The sequence below is a fragment of the Streptomyces sp. NPDC048361 genome, from assembly GCF_040651795.1.
GTDB lineage: Bacteria > Actinomycetota > Actinomycetes > Streptomycetales > Streptomycetaceae > Streptomyces.
Genome location: NZ_JBEZKW010000034.1, coordinates 1 through 17832 on the forward strand (window position 1 = coordinate 1; position 17832 = coordinate 17832).

The window sequence follows — 17832 nt, forward strand, 5'->3', positions numbered from 1 at the left end:
CGCGGCCCCCTCGTCCGGGGGTTCGCACGTATCGAAGTCGAGGAGCTCGCCCCTGGCGCCTGGGCGAACGACGTGGTCCGACTCGCGCACGGAGGCCCGCGGCCTCCTGGACCGGGGGTTCGCCCGGATCGAAGACGAGGACCGGGCCACCGGCGCCTGGGCGAACGACGTGGTCCGACTCGCGCGCGCCGCCGCACGGCGCGACTCCTCCCTGACCGACCTGGCCGCGCAGGTCACCACGCTCGCAGCAAGGCACCTGGGCAGCGGCGGCCCCTGACGTGCTGCACCCCCTCTGCACCGGACGTTTGTGGCGTCCGGGACGCAGGCATTCAGGGCTGGGGGAGCAGCGTGGACGTAAATCTCGTTGATGGCGACCACGACGAACGCTCTCCATCGGTCATCAGCACTGAGCCGGCAGCATCGCGAACCACCCACCCCGCGTGGCCGCATCACGAGAAGTGACCGGGGACTGCTTGTGGTTGGTGAGCCATGTCGCCATGGGAGACGGCGCCTGTGCGAGGTGAGCATCCGGCGCACGGCACCTGCGCCATCCCAATCACTCAGCCGACCGGCACTCCGGCGGGACGGGACAGCGCCATGCTCGGGTCAGCCGGTCAGGATTCCCGTGAAGCCGGTGGCCGGGACGGTGTCGTCGGCGGACGGAAGGGAAACTCGGACGGGCTTGCCCAGATCGCCGAGGGCGGTGGTCACGGTCACTCGTGCGCCGCCGAGGTCCATGGATGTGCGGGTTTGCACGACCCGCCCCTGCTGGTCGACCCAGGCTTCTGCGTAGGCCGGCAGGTCGTTGCCGAGGAGGTCACGGGCCTGCTCGACCTTCTCCCGCGTTTCCGGGGCCATACGCAAGGTGAGTGTCTCGTGGTCGAGCATCCCGCGGTAGCGCGAGGTCCCTACCCCGGCCACCTCTTCATCCCCCTCCTTGGACACGTGGTGCATCGCAGAGATCTGCCGCAGTACGTGTTGGGGATCATTGAGCGGGGCCCGCAGGATGTAGTGGGCCTGTGCGGTGTCGCGTGACCCGACCGCCCATGTGGCCTCGTCCACACCCGCCGCACCGCGTATATAGGCCTGCTTACCTACGAGGACCTCGTCGACATGGCTGATCCCGCCCTGCGGGAAGTCGACGGCGAGGGTCGCCTTGTCGCCGGCGAAGTCGACGTTGCCTGTGACGGCAATGGTGGCATCCACCCCACCGCCCGCGATCACGATCTTCTGATCCATGCGAGCGGTGCCCTTGCTCGTTGTCGCGGTGGCCGTTTTGACGATGGCCCCTTGGTCGACAGAGGGTTCGGAGGCCCTGCCCGTGCTTGCCGTTGAGCAGCCGGCACACAGCAGCAGGGTGGCAGCGGTCAGCAAGATATGGCGACGCATCGATTCTCCGGGTCTGCGATGGGGGTATGTCGAGCTGCGTCGCCCAGCGGGTCCTGTCAGCGGGTCCTGCTTGCCTCGAACATGGAGAGGAGGCCCGCCCCACGGGGCTTTACTTGGGCCTCACGCACTGACTTTACCGTGCCTTTGGACTCCCGCCCGCAGCTCTCCGCGGTCGAGGCGGACGGTGCGCATTGCTGTCATCGCCTCCGGGGCTGTCCAACCTCACGCTCCCTGTACGAGGAGGAGGGGCATGAGGGTATGAAGCCCGGGCCCCGCTGCGTGCGGAGTCGGGACGCAATGCGAACGTGGTGACTATGACTACTGACACACCAGCAGATGTGCGAGTCACCGAGGCATGGAGCCGGATCACGGAATGGCTGGCCTGGTACGCCCCGCGGTCGTACGCCTCCCTCAAGCCCGGCGCCTGCGAAACCGAGATCGCGGCCCTGGAAGAAGCCCTCGGGGTAAGCGTTCCGCAGGAGTTGAAGGCGCTGTGGCACCTGTCGGCCGGTGAGGACGGCGTCGACGGTTCGGGGCTCATGATGGGCGACTGGACCCTGATGCCGCTCGACGCTGTGATCCGGGCCCACCAGATGCAGATGCGGTTCCAGGGGGAGCACGGCGAGTACAACACCGGGGACGAGGACGCCCCGGTGCTGTGGAAGTCATCGTGGATACCGTTCTGCTCGCTCAACCCCGACGACACCATCTCCGGCCTGTACGTCAACGGGGAGACCGGGGAAGTGCGCCGGTGGAACATGTACGGGGAGCGCGAGCAGGAGTACGCGTCGCTGCCCGCCTACTTGGAACTCATGGCGGTCAGCCTGGAAGCCCCCATGGCGGCAGCCGGCTCGGAGAAGCCCGGCATGAGAGGAGGCGCCCTGGTGTGGGGACCCCCTCTGGACGAGGAGCGCGGCGACCAGTGGGTACGCCACCTCGGCCAGGCCCCGCCCCGCCATCCCGCGAAGACTCTCGGCGCGATCCGGGAAGCTCTGCCCGGCGATGAGCGTGCAGAGTTCGACGTGCAGCGCGACGCCCTCGACCTGGCCGACCTCGACGCCTTGGTCGCCTTCCGGGACCGCTGGTGGGGGCGAGTCGTGCAGGCCCAGATCGAACTGGAGGACACCGTTGCCGATGCGCTGGGCGGGAACGTCATGGTCCAGCCCGGCCACAAGCTGGCCCCGGAGTATCAGGCCACGTTGCCGCCTGCGATCCGTCACACCCCGCCGTCCCTGGACGACATCCGCGTCGCCCTGCGCCACGGGAGCGTTCGGGCACGGTTCGACCGAGATCTCATGGATGCGGTGCTGCCGCACTATCCGGCGCTGCTGTTGCGGTGGTGGGACATCGCCCGGCTGATGGCCGACCCTCGCGGCGACCGGGCCGTACGCGCCGTCATCAACGGCCGCCGGGCCTCGGACTAGACCGACCGTGCCCGAAGGGCCCGGTCGCCGGCCCGCGCCGCCTCGACGTGGCACTCGCGTCCGGGTCCCACGTGGCACTGGCGTCCGGGTCCCACGTGGCACTGGCGTCCGGGTCCCATGTGGCACTGGCGTCCGGGTACCTGGACACGCGAGAACGGGTTGCGGCTCAGGACCTGTGGTCTGGCGCGTTCAAGTGGCCTCTCTGGCCGGGACTCGCTGGTAAGCGCTCCCGACCTGGCGTGATCTACTTCTCGGGCACCCGAGGAGAGAACACCGTGAAGCACCGATCGCGCGCCGTAGTCGGCGCGACGTCCCTACTCGTCCTGGCTTTGGGGGCCGCTGCTTGTTCGGGCGGAGGGACGGCGAAATCGCCGGCGACTTCGCCCAGTTCCCCGAAGAGCATCCCTCCGTCCGGATCGTCCTCACCGTCCGCGACGGCCTCTGCGGCCGCGCCGGTGCCTTCGTCATCCGCGGGCCACGGCGCCACGTCGATGCCGGCCCCCGACTCATCCGTGCCCAAGGCGAGGACCACCAGATCTCCCGCCCCTGCCGTGAAGTCGGAGCGGCCCGCCAAGGAGACGGGCAGTGGCCAGCGCCGCTCCCCGGCCGGCCCTTCCGGTAAAAGCGTCCCGCAAAATCCCAATCGGGGCTCGAACCCGCCCCCCGCGCCCCCGCGTCCACCGGCAACCCCGCACTGGTCGGACGCCGGATGGAAGCCCGGCGACCCTGTGCACGATCTCACCTGAGAATCGCCCGAACTGCGGAGTTGCCCTCTGCCCGCCAGGTGTGCGCCCTGCACAGCGCGCCGCCCTGCATCGCGCCCTGCGCCGCGGCTGCGCGACGGGGGCACACCATCGCCGGTCAGGGCGGTGCGTGCGGCGGTCAGCAGCCTGGCTTCTGTTTCTTGGCCGGCGTCGGGTCCAGATGAGGATGCCGGGGAGCCACAGCCCCGCGGATGGCGTCATTTCACCGGGTCAGCAGCCGGTTACCCACTTGTGCGAGCGCACGTGGTACGTACCGGCCAGGTTGCCCTCCTTGCCGACCGTGGTGCATCCCACCCGGTCCGAATAGTTGGCCCCCTTGTAGTAGACGACGGTGTCGTAGGTTTGCGGAGTTCCGTGGTTGTAGATGGAGTGCACGGTCTTGTCGGCCGACCATGAACACCTGACCGCACCGTTCCGCCAGTCCGCATCGTCGCCGGACCAGCTGCACATGCTGCCGGAGCCGTCGTCGCCGCTGAAGAAGCACACTTCGCCGCCGGCACACCGGCTGTATCCGGAGGCGGTGGGGGACGCGGCATGGGCGGCAGGCGCGGTGAAGACGGCGAGGCCCACCATGGCCACCCCGGCGAAAATGGTTCGCATCGCGTTCACTGGGCTTTCCCTTCTGACGAGAGGGGAGGCGTCGTCACCTGCCTCCCTGGGTCCGTTCCGGAGCCTGGCAGCGTGGCCGCGCCAGCGGCGAACCCTTTCGGTTCTGACCGAATTCACTGGCCCCCAGGGCAAGACCCTGTGTCAGTGGCGGGAACAGAGAAACAGAGTGCAGTCTCGCGCCGGGCTGTGTGCAGGGTGCATGGCGAACTGCCGCGGCAGGGATGGTCATTGCGACGATGTCGTGCCGTCTCCAGCGAGAAGGGTGTTGCCGAGGGGCGTCAGAATGTGGATCACGCGGCCCCCGGCGCGGATACTGACTGCCAGGCCCGCGTCCCGCAAGGCCCGCACATGTTCGCTGGCGGAGGCCGGCGATATGCGCAGACGACAAGCCAGTTCGCCCGTGGTCGCGGTGCGGTCGAGGCCCGCCAGTACGCCTGCCCTGGTACGGCCCAGCAGGGCGGCCAGTACGTGATGGCGGCATTGCCCGGCCGTCGCGCCGGGGCTGGGCATCGGGTGCTCGATCGGATACACCAGGACCGGATCCAGCGAGGCGTCGACCAGAGCCACCGGGGTGCGCCAGCAGAAGTGCGATGGGATCAGCCGCAGGCCCCGGCCTCCCAGCTGAATGTCCAAGTCGACCGGATACGGTCCCGACAGCACCGGGGGCCGCCAGTCCAGCACCGGTCGCAGCGAGTCCAGCAAGCCGTGCACCCCACCGACATCGAGCGCTCGGATTCGTAACGCCCGGTCCGCCGCTACGGTCGCTGCCGTATGGGCCCAGTCGGGAGCGACCAGCACGTCGTGCAACGACCATATGGCGTCGGAGAGTTCACTCAGCCGCAGTTGGTCGCCGGAAGACAGTTCGCGTGCCCAGCGAGGCGGCGTACCCGGACCGGACAGCCTGGGGGCGCGTGGTACCTCCTGCCGCAACTGGCGTGGGGGAGTCGACCGCAACGCCGCGAGTCCGCAGCGCAAACCATCGGCTGCGGCACCCGGGGTGAGGAAATCCGGGAAGTAGTCCACGCCAGGCGGTGCCAACGTGACCAACAATCGCGCCTGTTCCTGGAGTCGTCGTTCCGTTACTTCGGCGTGTGCCCTGCGGCGCCAGTCGGCGTACACGACCGGTCCGTGCACAGGCTGGGCGAGTTGTTGCAACCCCAGCACCGTCTCCCAGAGCGGGTCCGGCGCCTTCGCCACGTGAACCCGCGCCAGATCGCGGTCGGTGAAGTGAACGCGCAGCATCTCAACCCCCTGCGGCCTTCGCGCGCCTGCGGACGATCTCCTAGGCTCGCCTCGCCCTTCCACTCTGACGCGCAGGCCCGGCCGCTCCAGCGCTTCCACCGACTTTGACGGAAAGCCACCCCCACGCTGACCGGGAGGTACCGCCACGAGGCATCACACGCCCGAAGCGCCTTCCCCCGCTGAGCTCCGAGGGGGTGTTTTTCGCCGACCCGTGGCCGGCACCCTCATCGACGTGGGACGGCGGGCGCTCTCCTCGTTGTTCTGGGCCACGTGCGTCCCTGTGCCGGGTTCTGGAGTCACGTGCGTCCCTGTGCCGGGCGGGGACCTCTGGATTGGCGGCTCCGGTCGCTCGTGTTCCTTTGATCGGGGGAGTCCCGCGGGTCCGCCGCCCGGACATCAAAGGGTATATATGGCTACAGTCGGTGATATCTGGACATATCTATCGTGAGGCGGCCCACAGGACCTAGGTCACATACGAGCGGGCCTAGTGGCCTTCGGCGGCCCTGGGCGATGCTTCGTCGGCCCTTCACGCCTTGCGCGAACCGCGCCGTGTGCGGACTGGGCGTACCGGTTGCTGCGAAGTCCGTTAGGAGAAGGGGGGCATTGCCAGGCCATCCGGGGATCGGTAGAACTGGATGAGTCGCCGAGCGGCACGGGTGCTCCACCCGCCGCAGACGAGCCCCTCCCCACCGCGTGAGTGGCTAACGCATGCCCCGGCATGCCGCGACCGTCCCTGTTCCCTTCGGAAGGCCTCTTCGTGTCCAACGCAGTCATCCGCCGCATCGCCGTCTCCAAGAAGGCCCTCGCGGGCGCCGTTGTCGCCGTCGGCGCCGCCGGTTCGCTGTTCGCCACGGTTCCCGCCCAGGCGGCCCCGGTGAACGCCAAGGTGATCGCTCAGCAGATGATCAAGGACCCGGCGCAGTTCGCCGCCTTCAGCAAGATCGTCTCGCAGGAGAGCGGCTGGAACCACACCGCCACGAACTCCTCCTCCGGCGCGTACGGCCTGGTTCAGGCTCTGCCGGCGTCGAAGATGGCGTCCGCCGGCGCGGACTGGAAGACCAACCCGGCCACGCAGATCAAGTGGGGTCTGGACTACATGAACTCCCGCTACGGCAGCCCGGTCGGCGCCTGGAACTTCTGGCAGGCCCACCACTGGTACTGAGCCACCAGCTGACGTAAGAAGCCGTATCCGACATGCCCGCCGCTACAGCGGCGGGCATGTCGGCATTCCCGGCCCCTGACCCTGCGTGGTCCCGCGTCGCCGTTGTTGACGGTGTGTCCGGCGGGAGAGGGTCCGCTGGTGGTGGGGTGTGCGCGGTTACGGACGCTGCCGGTGAGTCGTCGCGCGGTACGCGCTCGCTGGGGATCCGAAACCAACGAACCGCCCCGACAATCGTGATCCAGCTCACGTTACCGGCGGTATCTGAAACGCCGTGTCGCAGGTAAATTGCGAGGAGGCGCTTAGGTGGCACCACGAACCTGAGCAAGCGTCAGCGCCCCGAGCCGCAGCGGCTTTCCGCCTCTGCGCCGCCCGGGAGCCCACGAGCGAGAGCGAGGGTCTCCGCGATGGAGCAGCAGCACGTCGACGTCCTGGTCATCGGCGCCGGGATATCCGGAATCAGCGCCGCGTGCCACATCCTGCGGGACAATCCCGGCGCATCGGTCGTCGTGCTTGAGCGGCGTGCCCGGGTCGGCGGGACGTGGGACCTGTTCCGGTATCCCGGCATCCGTTCCGACTCCGACATGTCCACCTTCGGGTTCGGCTTCCGCCCCTGGCGCCAGGCTCGCATTCTCGCCGGTGGCGCGGACATCCGGAAGTACGTCGAGGACGCCGCGGCGGACGGAGGGGTCCTCGAACGCATTTGCTTCGGCCGCCGCGCGATCAGCGCCGATTTCTCCCACACCGAGGGTCGATGGACGGTCGAAGTCGAGGACGAGACCACCGGCCGGCGCGAGTCGTACAGCGCGGGCTACCTCGTCGGCGCGACGGGCTATTACGACTACGACGAGCCGTACCGTCCCGAGTTCCCCGGCGAGGCTGACTACCAGGGCACGCTCGTCCACCCCCAGCACTGGCCCGAGGGCCTCGACCACACGGGCAAGCGTGTGGTCGTCATCGGCTCGGGCGCCACGGCCATCACCCTGCTCCCGGCGCTGGCGGCCGACGCCGCGAGCGTCACCATGCTGCAGCGCTCGCCCACCTACATCCTCGCCCTGCCCGAGGTCGACCCCGTCATCTCCGTCCTGCGGAAGCTTCGTGTCCCGGCCCGGCTGATCCACCGGATTTCCCGGTCCCGCAACATCGCGCTGCAGCGCGGGAGTTACGCCTTCTGCCGCAAGTACCCCCGGATCGCCCGCAAGGTTCTGCTCGGCCTCGTGCGGGCGCGGGCCGGCGGAAGCGTCGACATGCGTCACTTCAGCCCCAGCTACAAGCCCTGGGACCAGCGGCTGTGCGTCGTGCCCGGCGGTGACCTCTTCAAGGTGCTCAAGAGCGGCAAGGCGGCCATCGCGACCGACCACATCGACACGTTCACCGCCGACGGCATCCGACTGAAATCCGGCCATGAGCTGAAGGCAGACATCGTCGTCACCGCCACCGGACTGAGCGTCCGGCTCCTGGGCGGCATGGCCCTCACCGTCGACGGCAGCCCCGTGGATGTCACGAACCGCGTGCTCTACAAGGCCGTCCTGCTCGAAGGCGTGCCCAACATGTCCCTCGTCATCGGATACACCAACGCCTCCTGGACCCTGAAGGCGGACCTGGCGGCCGCCTACACCGCCCGCCTCCTTGCACACATGCGACGCCACGGACATGACATCGCCACCCCGCTGGCCTGCGAAGCCGACCGCTCGGCGTTCTCTGTCATGGGCGAGGCGCTGACCTCCGGCTACATCGCGCGGGCCGACAAGGCCATGCCACGCCAGGGCACCCGCGACCCCTGGCGGATGTGGAACAACTACTACCGCGACCGCGCCATGCTGCGCAGCGCACCCATCGAGGACGCCCCACTGCGCTTCGACCAGGCGGGACGGTCCGGCGCGGCCGGCACGGTCGCCGCGGCCGGCGCCCAGGAACCGACCCGCGCCGCTTGACCGCCCGTCCGCACCCGTGCCGGCCCGCTCCCGCGTCGGTCGCACCCGTGCCTGACCGCTTCCGCACCGGTCGCACCCGTGCTTGACCGCTTCCGCACCGGTCGCACCAGTGCCTGACCGCTCCCGCACCGGGCGGACACCGCTCCCGAGCGCGCCAACCCGGCAGCACCACCTTCGGCCCGGGCCCGCCGCACCCCGTACCACCGGCCCCACAGGCCGCTCCCACCCCTCACCCCGACCCACGCACCGCCCATCGGCCTCCCGCCGGGGCGGCGGGCCCACCAGACAAGCGAGGACGAAAATGACCGCGCACCTGACCAGGAAGGCCTACGACGAGCGCCTGCGGACCCTGTCCGAGGGTTCCGTCAACGTCCACTTCAACGCCTTCACCGACATCAAGTGGGACGACCCCGAGTTCACCGTGGACCCCAGTGACCCGCGGTGGGTCCTCACCTCGGCAGATGCGCTGGGCGCCCATCCCTGGTACCGGCAGCAGTCACTGGACACGCAGATCCGGATCGGTATCTGGCGCTGGGCCGTGATCGCCAAGGTGGGCATGCAGTTCGAGAACCTCCTCATGCGCGGGGCGCTGGACTACGTCTACCAACTGGGCAACCAGGACCAGGAGTTCAGGTACCTCACGCACGAGGTGACCGAAGAGACCCACCACACCCAGATGTTCCAGGAACTGGTCAACCGCACCGGCGTCGACACCTCCGGCGGAAAGCGCTGGTTCCGCCAACTCAGCCGCATCCTGCCGGTGTTCGGATCCCTCTACCCGGAGGCGTTCTTCACCGGCATCCTGGCCGGTGAGGAGCCCATCGACCACCTGCAGAAGGCGGCCCTGCGCAGCGGGGAGCCGGTGCATCCCCTGCCGCAGCGGATCATGCAGATCCACATAGCCGAGGAAGCCCGCCACATCTCCTTCGCGCACGAGTTCCTGCGCCTGCGCGTCCCGCGCTTCGGCAAGGTCCGCCGCGGCGCCCTGTCCGTGCTCTTCCCGCTGATCATGCGTAGCCTGTGCGACGTCATCATGATCCCCGACCGGAACTCCGCAGAGCGGGTCGGCATCCCCGCCTGGGTGATCAAGGACGTGTTCTGGAAGTCCGAGGCCGGCCGGAAACTGCTCCACGAGCTTTTCTCCGACGTACGGATGCTCGCCGAGGACATCGGCCTGATGAACAAGGCTTCCCGCCCGTTGTGGAGGGCCCTGCGCATCGACGGCCGCCCCGCACGCTTCCGCGGTGAACCCGCCCCGCTCACCGACTGATACCCCGCACACCGGGCCCCGCGGCCCCTCGCGCCGCCTTACGCCGAACACCGAACGGAGACCAGCCCGCCGTGCCGTACGTCGTCACCCGATCCTGCTGCGCCGACGCCTCCTGCGTACTGGCCTGCCCGGTCAACTGCATCCACCCCGCGCCGGGCGAGCCCGGCTTCGGGACCACGGAGATGCTGTACGTCGATCCGCGTACCTGCGTGGACTGCGGTGCCTGCACGACGGCTTGCCCGGTGGACGCGCTCAAACCCCACACGGCCCTCGGCGAGGCGGAGTTGCCGTTCCTGGAGCTGAACGCGTCGTACTACAAAGAGAACGCGCACGCCGACCGCGCCCCCATGTACGTGGTGCCGCGGCAACGCCGCCTGCCGAAGGGCGAGTTGTCCGTCGCGGTCGTCGGCGCCGGGCCGGCCGGACTGTTCGCCGCCGACGAGCTGCTGCGCCACCCGGGCGTGCGCGTCACCGTCTACGATCGCCTGCCGACGCCGTACGGCCTCGCGCGGGCCGGTGTCGCACCGGACCACCAGGACACCAAGCGGGTCACCGAGCTGTTCCGGGCCATCGAGTCACAGGCCGCCTTCAGCTATCGCCTCGGAGTCGAGGTCGGCACCGACGTCACCCACGCCGACCTGTTGCGCGAGCACCACGCCGTGATCTACGCGGTCGGTGCCGCGACCGACAAGCGCCTCGGCATCGAAGGCGAGGAACTGACCGGCAGCATCTCCGCGACGGACTTCGTCGGCTGGTACAACGGCCACCCCGACCGTGCACACGACGCCCCCGACCTCGGCTCCGAACGCGCCGTCGTCATCGGCAACGGGAACGTTGCCCTCGACGTCGCCCGCATCCTCACCGCCGACCCGGACACGCTGGCCCGTACCGACATCTCCGACCGCGCGCTCGCAGCGCTGCGCACGAGCAAGGTCCGTGAGGTCGTCGTTCTCGGCCGCCGCGGACCCGCGCACGCCGCATTCACCGTGCCCGAACTCCTCGCGCTCAGCGCCCTCGAGGACGTGGACGTACGCGTCGAGGGCCGGCCCGAGGAGCTGGCGCCCGACACCACCGAGAAGACGCGCCTCCTGGCGGAGCTGGCCGCCCGCACACCCGTCGAGGGGCGCCGCCGCATCGTGCTGCGCTTCCTCACCAGTCCCGTGCGAATCGTCGGCGACGGCTCCGTACGAGCCCTTGAGATCACCACCACCACGCTGCACACCGACCCCGACGGCACCGTCCGCGCTCGGCCCACCGGCGACACCCGGACCCTTGCGACCGGACTCGTCCTGCGCTCCATCGGCTACCGGGCCCGTCCCGTCCCCGGCCTGCCCTTCGACGAGGACACCGGGACGATCCCGCACGCCTCCGGACGGGTCGAGCCCGGCGTCTACGTCGCGGGCTGGATCAAGCGGGGACCGACCGGCTTCATCGGAACGAACAGGACCTGCGCGCAGGAGACGGTCGAATCCCTCCTGGACGACTTCTGCGCCGGCCACCTCGCCCGCCCCGTATCCACCTCGGGAACGGAGGGGCGCGCCCTGGGCCTGGAAGCATGGCGGGCGATCGACCGCGCGGAGCGAGCGGCGGGGGAGGCGCAGGAGCGTCCCCGCGTCAAGCTCACCGACAGCGACTCCTTGCACCGCGCGGCAGCGCAATCCGTTCCAGCGGTACGCGGCTGACGGCCCGGTGGGTCATACCCTCGTCGGGAGCAGGGGAGCAGGGGAGCAGGGGAGCAGGGGAGCAGGGGAGCAGGGGAGCAGGGGAGCAGGGGAGCAGAGCGGAGAGGAGTGCGCGATCAAACTCGGTCAGCGCGGTCAGCGCCGCTCCAGGTCCGACACACGCTGCTGTGGCGACAGTTCCACGCCGAGGTCCCGCAGGGTCGCGTCGAGGACCGCCCAGACCGAGCGGCACAGCATGGCGCGCAACTCCTCCTCGGACTGCTCACGCCGTTCGTCGTGCGCCCACTGGTTGACGGCGGTGTCCACGAAACCCACGATGCCGACAGCGACCGAGCGGATCGGCGCCTGCGGTACCCCGAGCGCCTTGAGGACGTCCCCGAACCGTTCGCTCAGCATCAGGGCGATGGCCGTCTTGGTGTCCGCCACCAGCGAGCCGTCGCCCATGGCGTGCTCCGCGACACCCATGTAGGCGTACAGGCGGGGGTGTTGGGCAACCCAGTCCAGGTGCGCGCCCACCACTCGGTGCACGGCGTCCTGGACGGTCCCCTCGAAGGTGAGGGTGGGCTCCATCCGACGCAGGAACGACTCCACCACCCGTCGGCGGATCAACTCGTCCAGCGTGGCGCGGTCCTTGAAATGCCGGTAGAGCACCGACCGCGGCAGCCCGACCCGCTCGGCAAGACGCTGCACGCGAAAGCGCGTGCCCTCCTCCTCGATGAGCGCGACGGCCGCGTCCACCAAGTCGACCTGACGCTGCGCCTTGTGCTCGTCCCACCGGGTGGAGCGTCCGTCGATCTGCGGTTCTCCGCCGGTTCTGTCCGCCACCTCGTCAGGATATAGGACCGGCTCAGTGTGCCCCCAGGTGTGAACCCGCGGTCTGGGGCCCGCAGGTCTGGGTGACGACCGGATCGCCCCGACGATCTAGAGTCGGCCGCATGAGTCGTTGGCAGGAACTGACCGGTGGAACATCCGGAGGCGAGTACGCCGCGCGCTTCGAGGTGCTGGCCCGCGCGGGGAAGGACGTACATGGCGAGGCGGCGTTCTGCGCGTCGTTGGTACCGGCCGGCGCCCGGGTCCTTGACGCCGGGTGCGGTGCGGGGCGGGTCATGATCCGCCTTGCCGAGCTCGGGTACGACTGCGTCGGCGTCGACCTGGACGCGTCGATGCTGGACGTGGCGCGGGAGCGCGCACCACAACTGCCATGGTTCCAGGCCGATTTGGCCGCGTTCGATCCGGCGGCGCTCGGTGTCGCCGCGGACTTCGACCTCGTCGTCGCCGCCGGGAACGTCCTGCCGCTGGTCGCGCCCGGCACGGAGGCCACGGTGGTCGAGCGGCTGACGGAGGCCTTGCGTCCGGGCGGCCTGCTGGTCGCGGGCTTCGGCCTCGACGCCGCCCACCTGCCCGTGCCGCCGTTCCTCACACTGGCGGAGTACGACACACACTGCACTGCAGCCGGCCTCAAGCTCGCCGCCCGCTTCGCGACCTGGGACGCGGCTCCCTACGACGGCGGCGGCTACGCCGTCAGCGTGCATCGCCGCGACCGCTGACCTCGGGCACACTCGGTGGAGCGGAGGTCGGCGGCATCATCCGCAGGGGAGCAGCGGTAGGGGCGGCGCACGCCCAGGACGCACCCGCGTGGCGTCCTGCTCGCGGAGCGCCCTGTCAGGTGGCGCCGGGAGGGAAGTCGGGGGCTTCGGTGCGGTAGTGGACGGCGAGGCCGGTGGCGGTGGCCGGAGCGAGTTCGGCACGAAGGATCAGGTTTTCGTCGTAGTCTCCGCCGTTCTGGCGGCGGAAGGGCAGCGGCCGGGTGTGGGGGAGACTTTCGAGGCGCCGGCGCAGGCTGTCCGTGTGGGTGGCGTAGGCGGCGCCGTCCATGCGGTCGGCTCCATGGATCAGCAGGGGCGGTACGACGTCGATGCCGGCGTACCAGAGGGTGCCGTGCTGCAGCGGAAAGAGCAGGTCGTTGAGGGAGCCGTTGATGCCGCGTTCCCCGAGGCTCGCCTCGCGGGCGCCCGCGCTGACGACGACCATGGCGCGCTTTCCCGCGAGCGCGCCTTCGCCGTAGCGCAATTGGCGGCCCTGGCTGTCGTGGATACCGAAGGCGAAGCCGCGGACGAAGACGCGGTCGAACCAGCCCTTGAGGATCGCGGGCATTCCGTACCACCACAGAGGGAACTGCACGATCAGCGTGTCGGCCCAGGCGAGCTTGTCGTGTTCTGCGGTGATGTCCGGGGCCAGGGTGCCCCGGCGTACGGCTTCCTCGGCCGCGCTGCCGACGACCAACCGATCGTCGTTCTCGCCGGGGGCGGCGCGAGAGAAGTCCTGGGCGGTGACAACCGGGTTCCAGTCCATCGCGTACAGATCGGACGTGCGCACCGCATGCCCCCGTTCCTCAAGGAAGCGGACGCCCTCGCGGTACAGGGAGCCGTTGAGGGAGCGGGGCCCGGGATGGGCGGTGAGCCAGAGGACTTGCACGCCATGTCTCCTTTTCAAGCGGGTGATGGCTTGTGCATGTACCCGAACCGCCACACCCGACTCGCGCGTGTGTCTGTGCTTGGTCGACCGGCAGCCTTCGCTGCCGCCGGACTCCACGAGGAACGACCAGTCGCCGCTCTGCCCGAGGCGGCCTGCCCAGGAGCCGGACAAGCCGCTCGGGGACGGGCGGTCCTCCGCGAAAGTGGGCTGTCCGCCCAGTGGTTCCGCTGACTGAGGCATGCTGGGGGAGCTTGAGTGGGCAGCGCGCGTCCGGGGCCGTGGCCAGCTTGTGACGGGGGCGTCCGCGTGGCGTCGTGTGCGGTCAGGTGTGGGCCAGTTCGAGGACCGCGATGCCGGTCAGGACGGCGGCGCTGGCAGTAAGGCGCCGATGGCCGAAGGACTCTCGGAAGACCAGCAGGCCGATCAGTGCGGCGAAGACGATGCTGGTCTCGCGCAGGGCGGCGATGGTGGGCACGTTGCCGCGGGCCTGAGCCCAGACCACGAGCCCGTAGGCGAGCAGGGACAGCACGCCCCCGGCAGGACCGCGCCAGCCCACGGCCCTGAGCCGGCCGGTCAGCGAGCGACCGCGCGTGAGGCAGACGGGCAACAGGAATGCCAGGCTCTGGGACAGGAAGAGCCAGGCGACATAGCCCGCGACGGTGTCCGACTTCCGCACGCCGGCGGCGTCGACGAGGGTGTAGGACGCGATCATCACGCCCGTGCCCAGGGCGGCGGCCAGCGCCGGCAGTTGGGCGCGGCCGGGCATGCCGTCTGCCAGTGCCAGACCGGCCAGGCCCAGCGAGATCACCAGTACTCCCACGGCATTCCACGCAGGCATGGGCTGTCCCAGGACGGTGGTGGAGGCCAGCGCCACCAGCAGGGGCGAGGTGCCACGAGCGATCGGATACATCTGGCCGAAGTCGCCCAGCCGGTAGGCCTGCAACAGCAGCAGCTGGTAAGCGACTTGGAGCCAGGCCGAGGTGGCGATGTACGGCCAGGCCGCGGCATTGGGCAGCGTGGTGCAGCACACCATGACGGCGGCGCATCCCGCGGTGGTGGCGTTCATCAGCGTGAAGACCGCCGTTTTGTCCCCGGCCCCGTGCGCCAGCGCGTTCCACACCGCGTGGAGCAGCGCCGCGATCAGTACGACGATGGGCACGGCGGCCGCCTCCGTGGGCAGCGCCAGGGCCACAGACATGATCACCCTCTCTGTGGAATGGAATTCCACGGTAGCATCAGGTTATGGAATTCAATTCTGGGGTGGAGCGGAGTCTCGCGGCCCATGTCCGGGCCCACCTGCCAGAGCTGCGCGACACCGAGACCCGCGTAGCCCATGTCGTCCTCGACAAGGGCGTGGAGCTCGTGCATCTGAGCGTCAGTGATGTGGCCGAGCTCGCCGGGACCGCACCCTCATCCGTGGTGCGCGCCTGCCAGCGTCTGGGGTTCCGCGGGTACCAGGAACTGAAGATCGCCGCGGCGCGCCAGGCGCCGCCCCCACGCCCTTCGAGCGAGGCCGACCCCGCCGCCCGCGCACTCGCCGACACCGTGCGATCCGCGAGGGAGGCGCTCGATGGCCTGGCCTCCACGCTTTCCCTGGACGCCCTGCGCGCCGCGGCCGCGACACTCGATACGGCCCCTCGCGTGCTGGTCGCCGGAGCCGGCCTGTCCGGCGCTGTCGCTCTGGACACCGCGTACCGCCTGCGCGCGCTCGGCTGTGTCGTCGACGCCCCGGCAGACCCGCTCACCGCTCAGCTGTCCGCGGGGCTCCTGCCGCCCGATGGCGTATGCCTGGCCATCAGCCATACGGGCGCCACCCGCAGCACGGTCGACGCCGCTCGCCGCGCCCGCGTGGCAGGCGCCAGCGTCATCGCCGTGACCAGTTACGCTCGTTCGCCACTGAGTGAGACCAGCACCTGCACGTTGGTCGCGGGCGGGCAGGACCTCATTTTTGGCCTGGAAACGGTTGCCAGCCGGCTGGCTCACCTCACCGTCGTCGACGCGCTGTGCCAGACCCTGCTGACGGTGCGTGGGGCCGACGCGGAGCGGGGTCTGGCGTTGTCCGCCGATGTGACGGCGGATCACACCTACTGACCGGACGCCTCACATTCCCTGGTTCATCCAGTCGGACCAGCGCGGTCGCATGTCAGGCGACGACGCCGCACATCGGGCCACCATCCCGGTGCATGGGCCGCCACCCCGGACGCCGGCCCGGTATGTCCGCATCCTACGGAACAGCCCTGTGCCGGCGGTGGGGCGTTCGTGTTGCGCTCGGCCGTGACCAGGCATAGCGATGGACCTGTGCGGCCGGGTCGCCTTCGCCGTGGGCCCGACCCTCAACTGTCTCTGCTCCGGCCGTCAGGGCTGCGAGGCGTGCCGAGACGCCGCGCTCCTCGGGAGTCAGTCGGCTGTGCCCGGGGAGCCGGGTCGATGGGAAGGGAGGACAGCGGTGGCCGAGCCCAGCCCTCGACCCGGACCTCGATCAGGTGCGGCCGCCGCCGAACCTTCGCAGCCCCAAGCCGCAGACCGTCTGCGGGACATCCTGCTGACTCCCGGCTATCTGAAGGTGCTCGTCTTCTGCGCCGTCATCGGCATTCCGGTGTCACTGGCCGCCTTCTGGTACCTGGTCGGGCTGCACGAGCTGGAGCACTTCCTCTGGGTGGACCTGCCCCACGAGCAGGGGAGGGACATGCCCGCGTGGTGGTGGCCGCTGCCCCTCCTGCTCGTCTCCGGCCTGGTGGTCGGCCTGGTCGTCTCGCGCCTGCCCGGCGCGGGCGGTCACATCCCGGCCTCCGGACTGCACACCGGCGGCACGCTCCCCGTTACGCTGCCGGGCGTACTCCTCGCCGCGACGGCGAGCCTGCCGTTCGGCGCCGTCCTCGGTCCGGAGGCACCGCTGATCGCCCTGGGAGGCGGGCTCGCCCTGCTGTTCCGCGACCTTGCCCGGGCACCGGCAACCCCGCAGAGCACGGCGCTGCTGGGCGCGGCCGGAGCCGCCGCCGCCATCGCGGTGATCTTCGGCAGCCCGCTGGTCGCCGCCGTCCTCCTCATCGAGATCGCCGGGGTGGGCGGTCCGCGGCTGTTCGCCGTCATGCTGCCGGCCCTGCTGTCCAGCGGGGTCGGAGCCCTGGTCTTCACCGGCTTCGGGCGCTGGACCGGACTGCAGACCGGCAGCCTCGGCCTCAAACTGTCCGCCCCGCCCCCACGCCTGGACGGACCGGACGTGCTGTGGGCGCTGCTCATGGCCGTGGTCATCGCGGTCGCGATGCGCGGGGTGCTGGGCGCGGGCCAGAGGGTGGCCGCGTCCATCGAGACCACCGAGACCACCGAGAACATGGAGAACGTCGAGAAGGCCGTGATCGTACGGACCGTTCTGTACGCGCTCGGCGCCGGGGCCTGCGCTGCCCTCTACGCACTGATCACCGGCCGCTCACCGGCCGAGGTCGCTTCGTCGGGCCGGAGCGCCATCAGTGCCCTGGCGTCCGACCCCCACACCTGGAGCGTCGGCGCGCTACTCGCCGTCCTCGCTTTCAAGGGGACGGCCTACACCCTGTGTCTGGGCAGCCTGCGAGGCGGCCCCATCTTTCCCGCCCTCTTCCTGGGCGCTGCGGCCGGTGTCCTGCTCGCGCCCCTGCCCGGCTTCGGAGTGATTCCCGCGATGGCGGCCGGCATGGCGGCAGCCACCGCGGCCACGCTGCGGCTGCCGGTGAGCAGTGTCGTCCTCGTCGCCCTGCTCCTGGACAGCGCGGATCTGATGCCTCTGGTCATCCTCGCTGCCGCGGTCGCCTTCATCACCGCCGAACTGCTGCCCTCGCGCGTAGCTGACGCAGAGACATCCCGCGTATGAGGACGTGCCGTGGCGGCAGGTCGGATCTCCCGCCTCCCTG

General features: G+C 70.0%; 14 protein-coding genes and 1 pseudogene. 9 read left to right on the forward strand and 6 right to left on the reverse strand.

Going from position 1 to position 17832, the window contains the following annotated elements:
- Positions 1-277 (forward strand): annotated as a pseudogene (locus tag AB0D31_RS20245) (hypothetical protein); the annotation flags it as partial.
- Between the two features lie 329 nt (positions 278-606).
- Here the strand turns inward: AB0D31_RS20245 and AB0D31_RS20250 are convergent.
- Positions 607-1389, reverse strand: coding sequence for a hypothetical protein (locus tag AB0D31_RS20250; RefSeq protein WP_362724782.1), 783 nt, complete (start codon positions 1387-1389; stop codon positions 607-609).
- A 314-nt stretch (positions 1390-1703) separates the two neighbouring features.
- On the opposite strand from AB0D31_RS20250, the gene AB0D31_RS20255 reads away from it, so the two are divergent.
- Positions 1704-2813: an SMI1/KNR4 family protein gene (locus AB0D31_RS20255; protein ID WP_362724785.1), complete on the forward strand. Its 1110-nt coding sequence runs from the start codon at positions 1704-1706 to the stop codon at positions 2811-2813.
- A gap of 974 nt (positions 2814-3787) precedes the next feature.
- On the opposite strand, the gene AB0D31_RS20260 is transcribed toward AB0D31_RS20255, so the two are convergent.
- Positions 3788-4177, reverse strand: coding sequence for a peptidase inhibitor family I36 protein (locus tag AB0D31_RS20260; protein WP_362724966.1), 390 nt, complete (start codon positions 4175-4177; stop codon positions 3788-3790).
- A 234-nt stretch (positions 4178-4411) separates the two neighbouring features.
- Entirely contained in the window at positions 4412-5428 is a 1017-nt protein-coding gene (locus AB0D31_RS20265; RefSeq protein WP_362724788.1) for a winged helix-turn-helix domain-containing protein, read from the reverse strand.
- A 718-nt stretch (positions 5429-6146) separates the two neighbouring features.
- On the opposite strand from AB0D31_RS20265, the gene AB0D31_RS20270 reads away from it, so the two are divergent.
- The 4 genes from AB0D31_RS20270 (at position 6147) to AB0D31_RS20285 (ending at position 11473) form a co-directional block, all read left to right on the forward strand.
- Positions 6147-6590: a transglycosylase SLT domain-containing protein gene (locus tag AB0D31_RS20270; RefSeq protein ID WP_362724790.1), complete on the forward strand. Its 444-nt coding sequence runs from the start codon at positions 6147-6149 to the stop codon at positions 6588-6590.
- Between the two features lie 404 nt (positions 6591-6994).
- On the forward strand, positions 6995-8521 hold the full coding sequence (locus AB0D31_RS20275) for an NAD(P)/FAD-dependent oxidoreductase (protein WP_362724793.1): 1527 nt from the start codon (positions 6995-6997) through the stop codon (positions 8519-8521).
- A 301-nt stretch (positions 8522-8822) separates the two neighbouring features.
- Positions 8823-9791 (forward strand): diiron oxygenase, encoded by a 969-nt coding sequence (locus AB0D31_RS20280; RefSeq protein WP_362724796.1) that lies wholly within the window; start codon positions 8823-8825, stop codon positions 9789-9791.
- Between the two features lie 71 nt (positions 9792-9862).
- The gene (locus AB0D31_RS20285; RefSeq protein WP_362724798.1) at positions 9863-11473 is read left to right on the forward strand and encodes an FAD-dependent oxidoreductase; all 1611 of its coding nucleotides are present in this window, start codon (positions 9863-9865) and stop codon (positions 11471-11473) included.
- A 135-nt stretch (positions 11474-11608) separates the two neighbouring features.
- Here AB0D31_RS20285 and AB0D31_RS20290 read toward each other — a convergent pair whose 3' ends face one another.
- Entirely contained in the window at positions 11609-12298 is a 690-nt protein-coding gene (locus AB0D31_RS20290) for a TetR/AcrR family transcriptional regulator (RefSeq protein ID WP_362724801.1), read from the reverse strand.
- Between the two features lie 110 nt (positions 12299-12408).
- On the opposite strand from AB0D31_RS20290, the gene AB0D31_RS20295 reads away from it, so the two are divergent.
- Positions 12409-13020: a class I SAM-dependent methyltransferase gene (locus tag AB0D31_RS20295; RefSeq protein WP_362724804.1), complete on the forward strand. Its 612-nt coding sequence runs from the start codon at positions 12409-12411 to the stop codon at positions 13018-13020.
- A gap of 115 nt (positions 13021-13135) precedes the next feature.
- Here AB0D31_RS20295 and AB0D31_RS20300 read toward each other — a convergent pair whose 3' ends face one another.
- Both AB0D31_RS20300 and AB0D31_RS20305 read right to left on the reverse strand, forming a co-directional pair.
- Positions 13136-13948 (reverse strand): NAD(P)H-dependent oxidoreductase, encoded by an 813-nt coding sequence (locus AB0D31_RS20300; RefSeq protein ID WP_362724806.1) that lies wholly within the window; start codon positions 13946-13948, stop codon positions 13136-13138.
- Positions 13949-14270: 322 nt separating this feature from the next.
- Positions 14271-15146: an EamA family transporter gene (locus AB0D31_RS20305; RefSeq protein WP_362724809.1), complete on the reverse strand. Its 876-nt coding sequence runs from the start codon at positions 15144-15146 to the stop codon at positions 14271-14273.
- 44 nt (positions 15147-15190) lie between these two features.
- Between AB0D31_RS20305 and AB0D31_RS20310 the strand changes: the two genes are divergently transcribed.
- Positions 15191-16039 (forward strand): MurR/RpiR family transcriptional regulator, encoded by an 849-nt coding sequence (locus AB0D31_RS20310; protein WP_362724811.1) that lies wholly within the window; start codon positions 15191-15193, stop codon positions 16037-16039.
- Positions 16040-16394: 355 nt separating this feature from the next.
- A complete protein-coding gene (locus AB0D31_RS20315) occupies positions 16395-17792 on the forward strand; it encodes a chloride channel protein (protein WP_362724814.1) in 1398 nt (465 codons plus the stop codon).
- Positions 17793-17832: the final 40 nt, after the last annotated feature.